General features: G+C 37.2%; 11 protein-coding genes. 3 read left to right on the top strand and 8 right to left on the bottom strand.

Annotated features, from left to right (window positions below):
- Nucleotides 1-191 precede the first annotated feature (191 nt).
- A complete protein-coding gene (locus H4J54_RS07425) occupies nucleotides 192-3,806 on the bottom strand; it encodes a CheR family methyltransferase (protein ID WP_182190260.1) in 3,615 nt (1,204 codons plus the stop codon).
- Between the two features lie 85 nt (nucleotides 3,807-3,891).
- Complete coding sequence (locus H4J54_RS19685; RefSeq protein WP_182190261.1) at nucleotides 3,892-4,560, bottom strand: response regulator transcription factor; 669 nt, start codon at nucleotides 4,558-4,560, stop codon at nucleotides 3,892-3,894.
- 335 nt (nucleotides 4,561-4,895) lie between these two features.
- On the opposite strand from H4J54_RS19685, the gene lon reads away from it, so the two are divergent.
- Nucleotides 4,896-7,364, top strand: a complete 2,469-nt coding sequence (gene lon, locus H4J54_RS07435; protein WP_182190262.1) for an endopeptidase La — start codon at nucleotides 4,896-4,898, stop codon at nucleotides 7,362-7,364.
- Nucleotides 7,365-8,038: 674 nt separating this feature from the next.
- Here the strand turns inward: lon and H4J54_RS07440 are convergent.
- Nucleotides 8,039-8,950 (bottom strand): DNA-binding protein, encoded by a 912-nt coding sequence (locus H4J54_RS07440; protein WP_182190263.1) that lies wholly within the window; start codon nucleotides 8,948-8,950, stop codon nucleotides 8,039-8,041.
- 386 nt (nucleotides 8,951-9,336) lie between these two features.
- Nucleotides 9,337-9,801, bottom strand: a complete 465-nt coding sequence (locus tag H4J54_RS07445; protein ID WP_182190264.1) for an Hsp20/alpha crystallin family protein — start codon at nucleotides 9,799-9,801, stop codon at nucleotides 9,337-9,339.
- A gap of 617 nt (nucleotides 9,802-10,418) precedes the next feature.
- Here H4J54_RS07445 and H4J54_RS07450 point away from each other — a divergent pair.
- On the top strand, nucleotides 10,419-10,874 hold the full coding sequence (locus H4J54_RS07450; RefSeq protein WP_182190265.1) for a cytochrome C: 456 nt from the start codon (nucleotides 10,419-10,421) through the stop codon (nucleotides 10,872-10,874).
- A gap of 30 nt (nucleotides 10,875-10,904) precedes the next feature.
- On the top strand, nucleotides 10,905-11,342 hold the full coding sequence (locus tag H4J54_RS07455) for a universal stress protein (protein ID WP_182190266.1): 438 nt from the start codon (nucleotides 10,905-10,907) through the stop codon (nucleotides 11,340-11,342).
- 476 nt (nucleotides 11,343-11,818) lie between these two features.
- On the opposite strand, the gene H4J54_RS07460 is transcribed toward H4J54_RS07455, so the two are convergent.
- From H4J54_RS07460 to H4J54_RS07475, 4 genes are all read right to left on the bottom strand, one after another.
- Nucleotides 11,819-12,601: a slipin family protein gene (locus H4J54_RS07460; protein WP_182136929.1), complete on the bottom strand. Its 783-nt coding sequence runs from the start codon at nucleotides 12,599-12,601 to the stop codon at nucleotides 11,819-11,821.
- A complete protein-coding gene (locus H4J54_RS07465) occupies nucleotides 12,585-14,009 on the bottom strand; it encodes a nodulation protein NfeD (RefSeq protein WP_259367164.1) in 1,425 nt (474 codons plus the stop codon). The genes H4J54_RS07460 and H4J54_RS07465 overlap by 17 nt, the downstream gene beginning before the upstream one ends.
- 667 nt (nucleotides 14,010-14,676) lie before the next feature.
- Nucleotides 14,677-14,835 carry a hypothetical protein gene (locus H4J54_RS07470; protein WP_182190267.1) on the bottom strand — a complete coding sequence of 53 codons (159 nt, stop codon included), beginning with the start codon at nucleotides 14,833-14,835 and terminating at the stop codon, nucleotides 14,677-14,679.
- Nucleotides 14,836-14,962: 127 nt separating this feature from the next.
- Complete coding sequence (locus H4J54_RS07475) at nucleotides 14,963-15,643, bottom strand: hypothetical protein (protein ID WP_182190268.1); 681 nt, start codon at nucleotides 15,641-15,643, stop codon at nucleotides 14,963-14,965.
- Nucleotides 15,644-15,711: the final 68 nt, after the last annotated feature.

A 15,711-nucleotide genomic window follows, 5' to 3' on the forward strand; every position in this document is an offset into this window, starting at 1 on the left:
GATACTGTCAAATTATCGAATGCACGGGTAATGCTAAGATAATACGAGTATAAAAAACTAAAATGCATGCGGGTTATTATTAGTCTGCCCACATCATTTGTGATGTGCTGTGGCTTTATTTTGATATATTCTTACTTTACTACTTTACTATTTAGTTAGGTTTATTGAAGTGATGAAAATAAATTTGAGTGTTAAAACACACAACGCACACTTGTACCTTTGCCTTTGGATGAGACAATGTCTAAGGTCGCATTAATATTAGATGCCCGATATCGCATTATTTGTATACCTATACCTTGAGTAAATTTTGGATCATTGATATCAAAACCTAGGCCATCATCAGTGATCTCTAAACAGGTGTTTTCTCCTTGCGCTTGTAGTTGCAGTGTTACCTTTCGGGCTTTAGCATGTTTTAAAGTATTATTAATGGCTTCTTGGGCGATGCGGTAGACTTGAGTTGTTACTATGGAATCCACAATGGTTAGGTTTGAAGATAATTTTATTTTCTTTTTAATACCTGATGAATCAAATAATTTCATCATGGTGGTTAAGGCGTCTTGTAAGCCATGCGGAGGTAATAAAATAGGGGCTAAGATATGACTAAAATCTCGTGTATCACCAATGGCTTGACTCAATTGTTCTATTATAAGGTCCATTGCTTGATTGTTTTTTATGTCACTTTTAGGCAAAGAGCGTTTTAAATTACTCGCCAGTAAGTTAATCCCAGTTAAACGTTGGCCTAAATTATCATGAATTTCATGGCCAATTTTTTCCTGCTCATAGGTGCTGATGTTAATTAAGGCTTTTTTTAATGCTTGAGGTTCGCTCAAGTCATTAATAATACCGATGTAAAGTGCTCGACCCTTGACCTTGGTTAAGGAGAGTGCGATGGGAAAATCAAGCGCATTTTTCCTTAATCCTATCAATTCTTTTTTTGCTAGAATCAAGGTAGACAGAGCAGATGATTCAAGGGTATGTGCTTGGCTAGTTAGCTGTTTAATATTGATTGAGGGAATTAATGCTTGAATGTTTTTGCCAATAATTTCTTTATTATTATAATTAAACATTGTTTGGGCTGAGTCATTAAATTCGGTAATCTTGCCTGATAAATCTAAAACAAGTATAGCTTCAAAAGCATAATTCATTATGGCGCTTAGCCGTGCTTCTCGTTCGTGCAACGCATGCGTACGTTCTTGCACACATTGTTCCAATATTTGTTTTTGATGATGGCGCTCAGTAATGTCGACAAAAGTGATCACAACACCGTTAATATGATCATCTAAGGTGCGATAGGGCACTATTCGACGTAAATAACAGCGCCGCTTTTGATCTTTATGATGACTCCATACATCGGTTTCAATCGGGGTTAATGTTTCCAGCACCTTTTTTGCGTCAGTCATTAAAGCTTTATTGGATACATTGGCAGAAAAATTACTAATAGGACGACCGATATCGCTTTCACGTAAGTTGAGCAATTCACCAATGGGTGGATTGAATAACATCACTTGCATGTCGCGATTAAGAAAGACAGTGGCAATATCTGTGCTGGAAAGTAAGTTACTGATATCATTGTAACTTCGTTCTAATTCTTCAACTTTATATTGTAATTCGGTATTAACGGTGTTGAGTTCTTCATTCATCGATTGCAGTTCTTCTTTAGAGGTCTCCAATTCCTCGTTGGTAGATTGCAACTCTTCATTCATCGACATGGCTTCTTCATTACTTACTTGTAGATCTTCATTGGAGTTTTCCAGTTCCTGAACCGTACTGTATAAATCTTCGCGAGTAGCGTTTAGTTCATACTCAAGTTGAGTGACTATGTTTGTGTTTGCTGCGGTGTCACTGTTTGCTATTAAATACTGATCAGGGAGGGGGGGGCTAAGAGTATCTTCTACTGGAATATTTTTTGGCGAGTTATTTTGTAAAGGATGTTTGTCTTCAAAAGTGATCAGTAGCAACTCAGTTGAAAGGTTTGGCTCATATACGGGGCGAACGGTAAGTGTACAAGTTACATAATGATTATTACGTTTTACTCTGGCTTGGTGATCTGTAATAGCCTGATTTTCTTTTTGTACATAATTAATTGCTGAACGCACCCTGGCTCTGAGTCCTTCACGTAATAAGACTAATAGATCATTAGAAGGGGAGCCTTTTGGAAACTCAAGAAAATTAACCGTAGGGCCCTGATAATGGAGTATTTCAAATGAACGATTAATCAATACAGCCGCTGGCGCATAAGCGGCAAGTAAATCACGATTAACCAACTCATTATAACGAGAAGGTGAGTCAGCTCTAAATTTATTGCTTATAGTACTTTGATCTATTGAGATATTTGGTGTTGACATGCGGCTCACGGGTAAAGCCAATGGGCTTTTAATTAACGGTTTAATCTTTTTAAAAATACGCCATTTTTTGGATATAGTTACAAATTTATGTTTATTTTTACCCAGAGACTCAGACGGACCTAGCATTAAATAACTTGTCGTTTTCAGTGCAACATAAAATAAATCGAGCACGTTAGCTTGCAGCTCTGGCTGTAAATAAATAAACAGATTACGACAGCTGATTAGATCTAGTCGAGAAAATGGCGCGTCGTTTAGCAAATTTTGATTAGAAAAAATAATTTTTTCGCGAATGACTTTTTTAATTTGATAATCTCCCTTATTAGTCACGTCGAAAAAACCTGCTAAGCGCTCGGCAGAGATAATTTCAGCGATATTTTTAGCATAGATCCCACTGCGAGCAACATTTATTGACTTTTCATCAATATCGCTAGCGAAAACTTGCAGGTTAATTTGTTTCTTCGCTTGGTCAAAAGCCTCAAACATTAATAAGGTGATGGTATAAACTTCTTCTCCAGTGGCGCAGGCAGGGATCCAAATACGAACAGGATTATCTGCACTACTTCGCGCGACAAGTTCAGGAAAAACATGGGTTTCTAATGCTGAAAATGCCTCTTCATCACGAAAAAATGCGGTAACACCAATCAATAAATCTTTGTTTAATAAGCTGGTTTCGGTTGGATTATTTTTCATAAACTGATGATAGTCTTGTATTGTTTCGGTATGACACACACACATGCGTCGTTGAATGCGCCTTAATAACATATTTTTCCGATAGCCACTAAAATCATAACCTGTGCGGCTGTGCAATAATGACAGTATAGAGTAGATGCAATTAAATACCTGTTGATCAGTTTGGTCAGCTTTACTTTGCAAATAAGGGTGGTTGGAAAACTCTGTTAACAAGATTGGCATGTTTTCAGGTCGGGCAATCACATCAACTAATCCGCTATTAATGGCATTTATAGGCATTTGATTATAGGTAGTGCTAGCTGGGTCTTGAGCTATGATCATGCCACCTGCAAGTTTTATGTCACGAAAACTTAATGTGCCATGATTGCCAGTGCCAGACAAAATGATGGCAACACAATGTTCACCTTGATCGAGCGCTAAAGAGCGTAAAAAATATTCAATCGCAATCCACTGGGTGCGATTTTTAACGTTCGGTGAAAGGTGCAGTCGCCCGTCACTGATAAAAAGCAGTTTACCGGGCGGGAGTATGTAGACATGATCCCCTTGCACTTGCATATTTTCTATCGCTTCGCAAACCGGCATAGCCGTTGTTTTGGATATTAACTCTGGCATCAAGCTGTTATGTGTTGGGTCTAAATGAGGTAATAAAACAAAGGCTATATTACTGTCATTTGGCATATGAGCAAAGAAGGCACTAAATGATTCAAGCCCGCCAGCAGAAGCGCCAATAGCCACAATCAGCTTAGGTTTAGTTGCATTTATTCCAGACATGTAGCACCTAGTTTCGGTGGGAAAGTGAGTGTGTTCTAAAGTGATTTCTTTCATTTTAAGTGTTGTGCTAAGAATAAAAATATTTTTATTCAGCTGAAATGACTTCTAAACTCCAGATTATCGCTGAGCGCGTTAGCTCTAAACCAGAGCTTAAGTGAAATTTGTCTTTGATGTGACGCCGGTGGCTTTCAATAGTTTTTACACTAACATTGAGTAATTGGGCAATTTTTGTTGTTGTGATGCCTTGACCAATAGCTTCAAAAACTTGCAACTCTCTGTCGGTCAGTATCTGAATGTTGATAGTATTTTTAGAGGTTATTGATCGTGATGGGTTTTTATGTATTTTTTCAAGAAGTTCTGCTTTAATAAAAATTTTATTTTTTACTACTTGTCTTATGCCAAGGAGTAATTTTTGAGCTGAGTCTTGTTTATTGATATAACCTAGCGCACCACAATTTAATGCTCTTTCTGCATACAATTCATCATCGTGCATTGATAAGACGATAATCCCCATTTGTGGTCGCCAAGCATGAAGCTGTTTGATCAAATCCAGACCATTACCGTCGGGCAATGATAAGTCAACAATAGCAACGTCTGCTGTTAGGGTAGAGCGCATGTTAAGTGCGTCATAGACATTGGCGGCCTCACCACAAATATGCATGTCTGCTTCACCATTAACCAACTGACGTAGTCCTTGGCGAACGAGTTCATGATCGTCAACAATAAAAATGTTTTGTACTTTTAGTCCAGACACTTGATCCACTCCTTAACAATATTGTACTTATTGTTTTGCCCATCTCATCAAGTTATTTTCGCCATTTATATCAAGTTTTAGCGTCAACATTTTGTAGTTTAAATGGCTTGATTCTCATTAAGAATAAGCAATAGCTATAAATATCGCTAATGTAAACACATTATAACTTTAAAACACTAAAACAATTTTAAACAGAATAATACGAAATTGAACTGATAAATATCAGCGTGTAAATTAATAACTGGGATTAGCATTATGCTTGGTGAATTAACCCAAGCAGTAATGATCATGTTACGAAAAATAAATTTATAATTTTGTAATATTAAGGAACCCAGATGTCAGACATTAATGTTAAAGGTATTAAAGTAAAAGAGGATAATCAGCAGCAATCAGTTGATGTAAATCAACAGCCTAGAGCCTTAGTCGCTATTCCTGATAACCTGCCGGTATTGCCATTACGAAATCTAGTTTTATTCCCTTACAACGTCAACTCTATTTCTGTTGGTCAAGCGCGCTCGTTGAAATTGCTCGAGGATGTGGCCGCAGGTAATAATTTATTGGCAACTCTTGCATATAAAGATCAAGACGTTGAAGAGCCAGCACCTTTAGATCTTTATCAAGTGGGGTGTATTGCACAGATATTACGAATTTCAAAGGGTGAAAATAATCACTCCACAGTGTTGTTACAAGGGCTTGATAAATTTTCGGTTGACGCTTGGCTGAGCGAAAAGCCCTATTTACGGGCAAAAATTCATCTTGTTACTGATATTGAACCAGAAGCAGGAGATATTGAAGCACAAGCAATACGAAATAACTTGTTAAAGTCGTTTAGCGAATTAATTAACATACTTTCATATTTACCTAAATCATTAGTGAGTGCATTAAGCCAAACAGAAGATTGTCGTCAACTGGTTTATTTAGTCAGTTCGAGTATGCGAATGAAGATGGCTGATGCTCAAGATATACTTAATATGAAAGATGTTGTGGCAAAAATGCTTAAACTAACAGATCTTATCCAACACGAAATGGAGGTACTTGAGCTAGGTAAGAAAATACAAAGTGCAGCCCATGGTGAAATGGACAAGGCACAACGTGACTATGTTTTGCGCCATCAAATGAAGGCTATTCAACGCGAATTGGGTGAAGAAGATAGTCAACAAATTAAAATAGAGCAATACCTTAAGAAAATCGAAGCCAGTGGCATGTCAACCGAAGCAGAAGAGCAAGCAAGGCAGGAAATTTCTCGTTTAGAACATATCCCACAATCATCTTCAGAGTCGGGCGTGATATTAACTTATCTTGATTGGTTACTCGCGTTACCTTGGAAAAAAACGACGGAAGACACGCTTGATATTAAACAGGCTGAGAAAATTCTTAATGAAGACCATTATGGCTTGGAAAAAATAAAACAGCGTATTTTAGAGTACTTGGCGGTCAGGCAGCTGCGGCAGAAAAGGTTATTAACTAAGCCATTAGATGAGAGTGCATCGTCACCCCATATTCGACGAGAACGAGAAGGCGTTATTCTTTGTTTTGTCGGGCCTCCAGGTATTGGAAAAACGTCATTAGGACATTCAATAGCACATGCCTTGGGACGTAAGTTGGTCAGTATCAGTTTAGGAGGCATACGTGATGAGGCTGAAATTCGGGGTCATCGTCGTACCTATATTGGTGCGATGCCGGGTCGGTTTATTAAAGCATTGCGCGACGTGGGGACTAATAATCCGGTTATATTGTTAGATGAAGTTGATAAAATTATTGGCGATCAGCGCGGTGATCCTGCGTCGGCGCTACTTGAAATTTTAGATCCAGAACAAAATAGCGAATTTCGTGATCATTATCTAGAAGTCGCTTTTGACTTTAGTCAGTTAATGTTTATTGCCACGGCTAATCAACTCGATAACATTCCTGGGCCGTTACGAGATAGATTAGAGGTTATAACCTTATCGGGCTATACCGATGATGAAAAATTTCATATAGCGAAGCGTTATTTATTACCTCGGCAATTACGAGAAAACAGTTTACATATTAATGAGTTAACTATAAGTGACACGGCGATGCTGACACTTATTCGTCAATACACCCGAGAAGCGGGCGTACGTAGTTTGGATCGACGTTTAGGCGCTATTTGTCGAAAATTAGTGATAAAAATTGCCACAAAAAGTGGTGAGTCGCTCACTGTTGATAACGCTATGTTGGAAGAATTAATGGGTAAACCGCCGTTCTCTTATGATCTCGCTGAACGTACTGAACGCCCAGGCGTAGCAACGGGTTTGGCGGTAACCGCCGTTGGGGGCGATATATTATTTATTGAAGCCAGCGCTATGCCAGGTAAAAAGGGTTTGACCATTACCGGACAATTAGGCGATGTAATGCGTGAGTCAGTTGAAGCGGGGTTAAGTTACGTAAGATCCCAAGCCAAGCAATTAGGTATTGCTGAAGATTTTTTTGAGCATACTGATATTCATGTGCATGTACCCGCTGGGGCAACACCAAAAGATGGGCCGTCTGCTGGCGTTGCTATCATTACCGCGTTAGTGTCGTTATTAACGGATAGGCCGATTTTTCATCATATTGGCATGACGGGCGAAATTACCTTACGGGGTTTAGTGTTACCTGTGGGGGGAATAAAAGATAAAATTTTGGCTGCACACCGAGCCGGTTTAACCACGGTTATTTTACCCAGTAAAAATGAGAAAGACTTGACTGATTTACCTGAATCAATTCAGAACGAAATGCGTTTTGTGTTGGCTGAACATGTCGATACTGTATTAGATGAAGCATTAACAAAGCCGATTCAATAGGGTTTTTAAGGGTTGACGGACTGAAGTCCGACCTAAAAAAATCGCCCAACGTCAGATGAACACCCGTAGGGTTTAGTAGGTCTTATGTAGGATGGACTTTAGTCCATCAAGTTAAATGAAATTTAACCGTCATTGGCATAACGGCCAAGCGATAAAAATACTACCGTTGCAGATGTTGGTTAACACATCAGGTTAATTGCCGGTTTAACGTCTGACGGACTAAAGTCAGATCGACAAAAAAATCGCCCAACGCCAGATGAACACCCCTAGGGCTTATGTAGGATGGACTTTAGTCCATCAAGTTAAATGAAATTTAACCGTCATTGGCATAACGGCCAAGCGATAAAAATAATACCGTTACAGATGTTGGTTAATACATCAGGTTAATTGCCTGTTTAACGGTTGACGGACTAAAGTCCGACCGACAAAAAATCACCCAACATTAGAGAGTCGCAATAACTTGCCTAACAAACTAAGGTAGATAACTAGCGCTTAGATAAAAATACAAATTTAATTTGACAATAACTTGTTGAATTCGATAATAAATTATTCTTAAGCGGCCTAAAAATCGAATATCTGCGTTGCTTTCAGGTGTTATACAACAAACGTTAGCATTATTGATTTTTGTTTCTTTCTTTATCGTTATTTTGGCGGATAATTTATAATTTGGTGATTTATTTTGCTGTTGCTGCTATTTTTTCGATATCAGTATTAGAGTTTTTGATAGCATTTTTTGTGGTATAAAAAATTTCACAGGCGGCCTCTTGTCCTCTGATCACCCGTTTCCCCTTCAGTGGGCCATGGGTTTCGGTAACCAGGGTGTATTGGCTTTCTTGATGATGTTCGTCATAACAAAAGATTAATACCCAGTCTAAAGTTAAGTTAAGCTTATGGGCGCGCTGAGTATTAGAATACATGGCAGTAAAATGCCAATTTTCTTTATTAATATGCATTACAGGTAACCAAGGCTTATTTTCTGGATTAAAACGTTTTGGTGTAATGACAGGCAGTTCTCCTGCTTTTGCTTTTTTACGATATTGTGCATCAATATTGAAAATTAGTTCAATATTGGGCTTAGCCTCAATGGGCTGCTGGTGAGTTGGTATGGGTAATTGACGGGCACCAAAACATTGAGAAAACCAAGCTTCAATAGATTTTTTTCGTTTTACGCCTATCCCTTTAATATTATCTAATTGACCTTCAAATATCGCATTTTCAAAAGCTTCTAAGGTGTCGACATGTAAGGTGTCGTGAATACGTTGGGCCATCTTGTGACCAATGGTTGGAATAACTTGAAATAAATCGATGGGATTGGTATTTCCTCTGAGATTATCTAATCTCGTCATATGTCCCATGGTAATATAATCATTGATTGAACGGGCTATACCTAGGCCGATATTGGGTAACTGAGTTAATCCTTTGATCCCACTGTTTTTAAAAAGTTGCCTGAGATCTTGTGGTAATGCCTCAATGGTGATTGCCGCTTTTAGATAAGCTTGACAGCGAAATGGATTGGCGTGTTGCTCTTTAAGTAAAAATGAGATTTTTCGTAGGTTTTGGGCTACCTCATGATTAAAAGATAACATGGTTTATTCCTTATCATAAAGCTTAACTTCCATAACTTTAGCACTGAATAGCCAAAATTTATCTGGACTGATCCCCCAGTCCAGATAAATAAATTTGCTGAGTCATACCAATTTTATTACGTTATTGTTCACTTGTTTTGGTTAAAATAGCCCAAGGCTTTATTGCTCACATGGAGCCGAGTACTTAAATTTTTTCTGGAACTAAAAACCTGTGCTCTCAATACCAACACTCTCAATACCAACAGCTAGTTATTGATCAATTGAGCACCTTGCCTACACGGATGTAGATACTTATGTTTAGTCTGAAACAATAAATAAGACCCTTAATATGACCTTTGAATTATTTTTCTGTGCACAACAAGATCACAAACATAATGGAACGGGTATTAATCTACTTTTACTTCTATTTTTTTGTGCTTTTCTGTGGCGAGTGTAGGCACAATTACTTCTAATACACCGTTATGGCAATGCGCTTCAATTTTTTTGGCATCTTGGGCATCAGGTAAATTGAAACTACGATAAAAGCTTCCGTATGAACGTTCGAGTCGATAGTAATTTTCTCGTTTATCTTCCGTTTTGCTTTCTCTTTTACCTTCAATCACTAAATTACCATTATCCATGGAGACATTAATGTTTTTAGGATCAACGCCAGGGATATCGGCTCTGACTATATAGCGATTGTCTTGTCGTTCTATATCCGCAGAAGGTTGCCAAACATCAGTCAGTAAATCTGAACTCCGGCTATTCATTGGAAACCCCTGACCAAAAAATCGATCAATTTCGTTAGATAATTGCGAAAACAAGGGCAGTTGTGGTCTTGTTGCTAATGGTTGATGTTTAAATAATGTCATGATTTTTATCTCCGTACAGTGTTATAACGCCATAGCGTAAATAGTTGCTAGCGTTATTAAGTTAATAAAAATTTCAATATAGCTTTTACAAGCTCATGCATTAAATAGTCGTTGTCATAATCAATAGGTACATTGAATAAAACAGACAATACCGCTGCTATTCACCACGACATTATCACCAAGTTATATTGGCGATCCTGATAAATGTCATTTATATGAAGTTTTTTGGCGTGTTATTTTGTGTGTTAGATAGAGAGGGAAATGAGGCGTTGATACTTATTTTTATCTTTATCTTTACAATTTTATTAATCAAGCAATTAATTTTACTGGGTATTGCTCTACTTTTTTATGAATAACACTCATCTTTTCATCATTAATGACCCTTAACTGATCTATCTCAGCTGCTTGTTAGAAAAAGTAGAGGTAAATTAATATGTGCATTATTATCAAATTGTAAATTATCAATATAAAAAATTAAGTAATTTTACTCAGAGACATATTACACAGAGACATATACATATCTCTTGTGATTTTAAGTTGTTGAATTTATTTATTATAGGCAGTTGATGTTAGGTTTATAAAATAGTTGTTCTTTTTTGAATCATAGAGGAGTTGTTATGAAATATTTACTTTTTTGTTGTTTTACGTTAATCGCTATTAGTCTGAGCAGTTGTGATTTAGGCCCTGATTCACCCAGAGGCTTTAGTTTGCCAAAAGGTGATGTGGATAAGGGAGCGATGGTATTAACAAAATACCAATGTTTAGCTTGTCATAATCTCAATGGTGTGGAACAAGCTGAAGGTATAAATAACCCTGATTTAAATGTGCGTTTAGGAGGAAAATCAACCAAAGTAACAACGTATGCTGAACTTGTGACCAGTGTTATTAATCCTTCACATAAACTTGCTAAAGGTTATGCTCTTACGGCTATTACTGTTGAAGGAGAGTCTAAAATGAGCAATTTTAATGATGTAATGACAGTAACAGAGTTGGTTGATTTAGTAACATTTTTACAACCTCATTATGAGTTGGTGCCTTATAGAAGAACTGACTATCAATTTTATCACTATTAAAAATACAGGTTATTAAAAAGGGTAAATAACATGCATAAACTTTTATATTTAGTTGGCGTTGACGGCAGTGAGTGGAGCAACAGAGCTGTTGAACGAGCGGTTCATCTGGCACAAAAAACAGGTGCGAGTGTTAAATTAGTGTATGTGATTACTTGGCAAGAATTTCAGCCAATGATGATTGAGGGTGTTGCGCCACCTCCGCTTGATAAAAAACAAATAGAACATGATGTGAATGAAAAAATTTTACAACCCTCGATTGAAAAATTTAAAGCAGAAAATGTTGATTTGAGCAGTGAATATATCTGGGGTGAGCCTGTTGACGCGTTACTTCAACAGGTAAATGATTATCACGCTAATATGCTCTTTGTTGGTCGGCGAGGTCGATCGCGCTTTGCCGATATATTACTGGGTAGTGTGGCGAATAAACTGGCCCATTGTGTTGGTGTGCCTATTGTTTTAGTTCCATAAATCCATAAGTCTATAAGTTCTAATCTCTTGCACTTTAATAAAGATAAACTTTTAGTTAATAACAACTTGCCAAAAGATTAAGCTGCTAGTCGTGTGTTTTTATTGTTGATAACTTAAGGTAATAAACCAATATCAACATAGACTGTTATCCTTTATTGCTCTGTATCTGGGTTCAAGTGCGTGAAATATTATCTCGATAGACGGGGTAAAATTAACCAGTCACTGCAGGTATATGTTCTGTTCTAAACAATAATTTTAATTACAGTTAAAATTTATTCAGCACATAAGGCAAGCACAGGTTCAAGTTTAGCGGCTTTTTCTTGGCTGTTTAATGCAAAGTTTACTGTTTCAATATTATGGTTTAGTAGGTGATTTTATTAAGGGGAGTTAACCCCTTGTCATAAGAGATTAACGTTAATATTATAATAATGAGTAAGGATAATAGCGTGTATTTGATAATAGCGTGTATTTTTCTGCTATCCTTTGGTTGTTTTGTCTGTTGATTTAATAAGACCGCTGATCAGCTCCATGGGTAAAGGGAAAATAATAGTAGAATTTTTCTCGCCAGCAATTTCTGTTAAGGTTTGTAAATAACGTAACATAATCGCATCAGGCTCTTTGGCCAGTTGATTTGCGGCTTGGGTCAGGTGAGTTGACGCCTCTAATTCCCCTGTGGCATGAATAACTTTGGCTCGACGAGTTCGCTCTGCTTCGGCTTGTCTGGCAATAGCGCGGATCATAGTTTCATTTAAATCAACGTGTTTAATTTCAACATTAGACACTTTTATGCCCCAACTGTCGGTTCTGACATCTAAAATGGTTTGAATATCGGCATTTAACATATCTCTATTTGCGAGCATTTCGTCTAATTCATGTTGCCCTAACACCGAACGTAAGGTGGTTTGTGCAAGTTGAGACGTTGCCTGTAAATAGTCTTCGACATTGATAATCGCTTTTTGTGGGTCAATAACTCGAAAATAAATAACCGCATTAACTTTTACTGAGACATTATCGCGGCTAATAACGTCTTGGCTAGGTACATCCATCACCACTATACGTAAATCAACTTTTACCATTTGTTGGATAAAGGGAATAACAAGAATAAAACCAGGCCCTTTCACTTTATAAAATCGTCCAAGTAAAAAAACTACCCCGCGTTCATATTCTCGTAAAATTCTAAAAGCACTGAAAAAAAAGGCAATAAGTAAAAAAATAATTGAGCCGGTGAATAATTCTGAATTATTAAATAGTGAAGTCATTATCTTGCTCCTTAGTTGTTGTGTTGATTGCTGGCGCTAAAACAAGGGTTAGGCCATTAATTGCTTGCACTTGTACCTGTTGACTTTTTTTTAAGGCTAGTGGGCTACTAGCCGCCCAACGCTCGCCATTAAAGAGCACATAACCCTTATTAGTGAAGTCATTTTCCACCGTAACCCAAGCATTAATTATTTCTTCTTGACCACTGACGATTTTATTTTTTCGTGCTCGGTAGATAAAACCGAAGGCAAAGACAATAAAGAGTGCAGAGACAAAAGCAAAACCGGCAATTAATGGCAGTGAAACTTTAAATTGCTCAAGCTTAGTGTCGAATAAAAATATCGAGCCTAAAACAAATGCGCTAATACCACCTAGGCCAAAAATACCAAAACTTGGTATCAGTGATTCCATCACCATGAGTGTTACGCCTAACAAGAGTAGGGCAACACCCGCAAAATTTAGGGGTAATAACTGCAGGGCATATAAAGCGATAAGTAATGATATACCGCCGATGATGCCCGCTATGCCTACACCAGGGCTGTAGAATTCTAGTAACAAACCATAAATACCCAGTAGCATTAAAATATAGGCAATATTAGGGTCGGTAATGGTGGCAATAAATTGGCTACGCCAGTCTGGTTTTTTATTAATTATTTCAGCACCTTGTAAGGATAATTTAATTTTTTGCTGTTTTATCGCTACCCGTTGACCCTCTAGTTTATTTAATAACACTTGTGGCGACTGAGCGATTAACGTGATGACATTTTCTTTTAGTGCTTCTTTCGCTGTTAGTGTTGCCGCTTCTGTAACGGCTTTTTCAGCCCATAGTTCATTACGAGAACGTAATTGTGCGAGTGAACGAATATAGGCAATGGCATCATTTAATACCTTTTTCTCCATCGCAGAAGGTGCGTTTTTTTGTGTTTTATCATCTGTTGGTGGCGTCATTGGCCCAGCAATATTAACCGGTGTTGCAGCGCCCAGAGTGGTGGCGGGAGCCATAGCAGCAATATGGCAAGCATAAAGTATGTAAGTACCTGCACTCGCGGCGCGTGCTCCTTGTGGATAAACTAAACAGGCGATTGGAATAGTAGAATTTAAGATACTTTTATTAATGTCACGTAGGCTGGCACTTAAGCCACCAGGAGTATCGAGTGTGATAATAATTAAAGGAATGTTACTGGCCATATTAGCGCTGTTTATTTCTCGCACTAAATAGTCACTGACGGCGGGCCCGATAGTACCTTTGATGGTTAATAATGGCACAACTAAAGTGTTTGCGTTAATACTTATCTCTTGCTGATCGCTATTGGCTACTGGCTTTAAGTACGGCGTTTCTGCTGTTCCTAAGGCATGCATTGAGAGCAAAGCACAATATAAAATCAAGAATATTCCGCACAATTTACACATAACAGTTTCCATTGATCGCTGAATTATGAGCTTAGTTGTACTTGGTCAATATCTCTAACTTGTGTTGGGAAATGCTGATAAAGATCAGTAACTCTTAGTTGTTAACGAAAAATAATGCCTTTATTCAAGGTGTTTGAATACTTGTGAAATAATAAATGCTGCTGATAAAGCGTTTTAAATGGCGTTTTTTCATTAAAACCCGCTTATTATTTAACGCGTTAAGCTAACAGGATAATAAAAAAAGTGAAGTTACAAACTGGCTTGGTTTAGAAAATTTAGCATTAATGGATGATGAAAAAAATAATGTCATAGATGATTACTTTATCGCTAAAGAAAATCAATTGGTTTGTAAACAAGAAGTGAAGGTCTCTATGGCGACATTAAATAAAGATATTGCGATGGCAGATTGTTTGTTTTACATCGTAAAGGTTAACTCTTCTCGTTTATTGCTATAGCACTCTTCTTCAGCAAAACAACCAAGAGACAGCATAGGTAAGAGTAAAATTAATTTGTTCAAAGTATATCCTTATTTTGAATGATAATTACGAATGCCAAAGTGACATTTGCAGATAACGCCTCATTAAGAGACTAAAAACTGTTGGTTAAAATAAGCAACGAATGAGCAAAACCAACTGTTTTTTGTCCTTTTGAGTGACTTAGCAGTGCGCTACGCTTTACCTTTGTTACAGCCCAACACACCAATTACTACAGCTGTACTTAACACTATAATATCTAAATAGAAATCTACTTTAAGGGTAGTTAACACCGTGCCTATAGTCGTTAACGTTAAGCTCAGTACGAAATAGTTATTCTTTGATTTTTCCATTATTTTCAAATCCAAAATTGATAAAGTATAGTGTTAATTAACACAAATATTTAAAGCCTGCGAACGCCTAATTAACAGGCAAATAATAGTTGGTTAAAATAAGTGACGATGGAGCAAAAATCAACTGTTATTTGTCCTTGTTTAATTTCTTGTTAAGTAGACTGTCGTCAAACTCTATTTCCATTTTTTTCATTAAGTCATCAGTAAACTTTTGACTTTCCTCTTCATTAACATAGCTATCTTGCCCCTGAATATTAGCCACTAATTGGTTTGTGATTTCCTCATAAACGACAGCCAATCTAGCCTGCAATTCAATCACATGATCACTAGTCATTGAATTATTTAGCTTGAAAGGTTTATTTTTGCTCAGAGGTCCATAATTCCCCTCCCAAAGTGCTTTACCTGTTTCAGATCTTAATGTTGCTTTAAGCTGAGGGAGAAATATTAAACCTTTTTCGTTAGTAAAAATAATACACCAAGGTTCAAGCGTTATAACTTGTTTTTTAATATTTGAATTGAGATGAATAGATTTAATTTCTGCGGTTAAATCTTGATTGTTATTTAGTGATTTGAGTAGAGTTTTAGCTAAATCAAAATTGTCTTTAAGCTGAACCTCTAAACTACCCTGTAAGTTTTTTTCATTAGAAAAATCGGACGCTATAACACCGAGAACCCCGAGAACCCCGAAATATAGACCTATATCATCTGAAGATTCAGACCAATTGGCAACAACAAAACCTGTACCTTTAATTCTTCGATCTCCTGGAGCTAAGCTAAAATCGCTCCAATCAATGTTTAGTACATCCAATTTCAATTCTTTATTTGACTCTATAGGGATAGATCCTCCCTTTTGGGTCGATTGACATCCTACGGATA

Source organism: Colwellia sp. MB3u-8, assembly GCF_014076985.1.
Lineage (GTDB): Bacteria > Pseudomonadota > Gammaproteobacteria > Enterobacterales > Alteromonadaceae > Cognaticolwellia.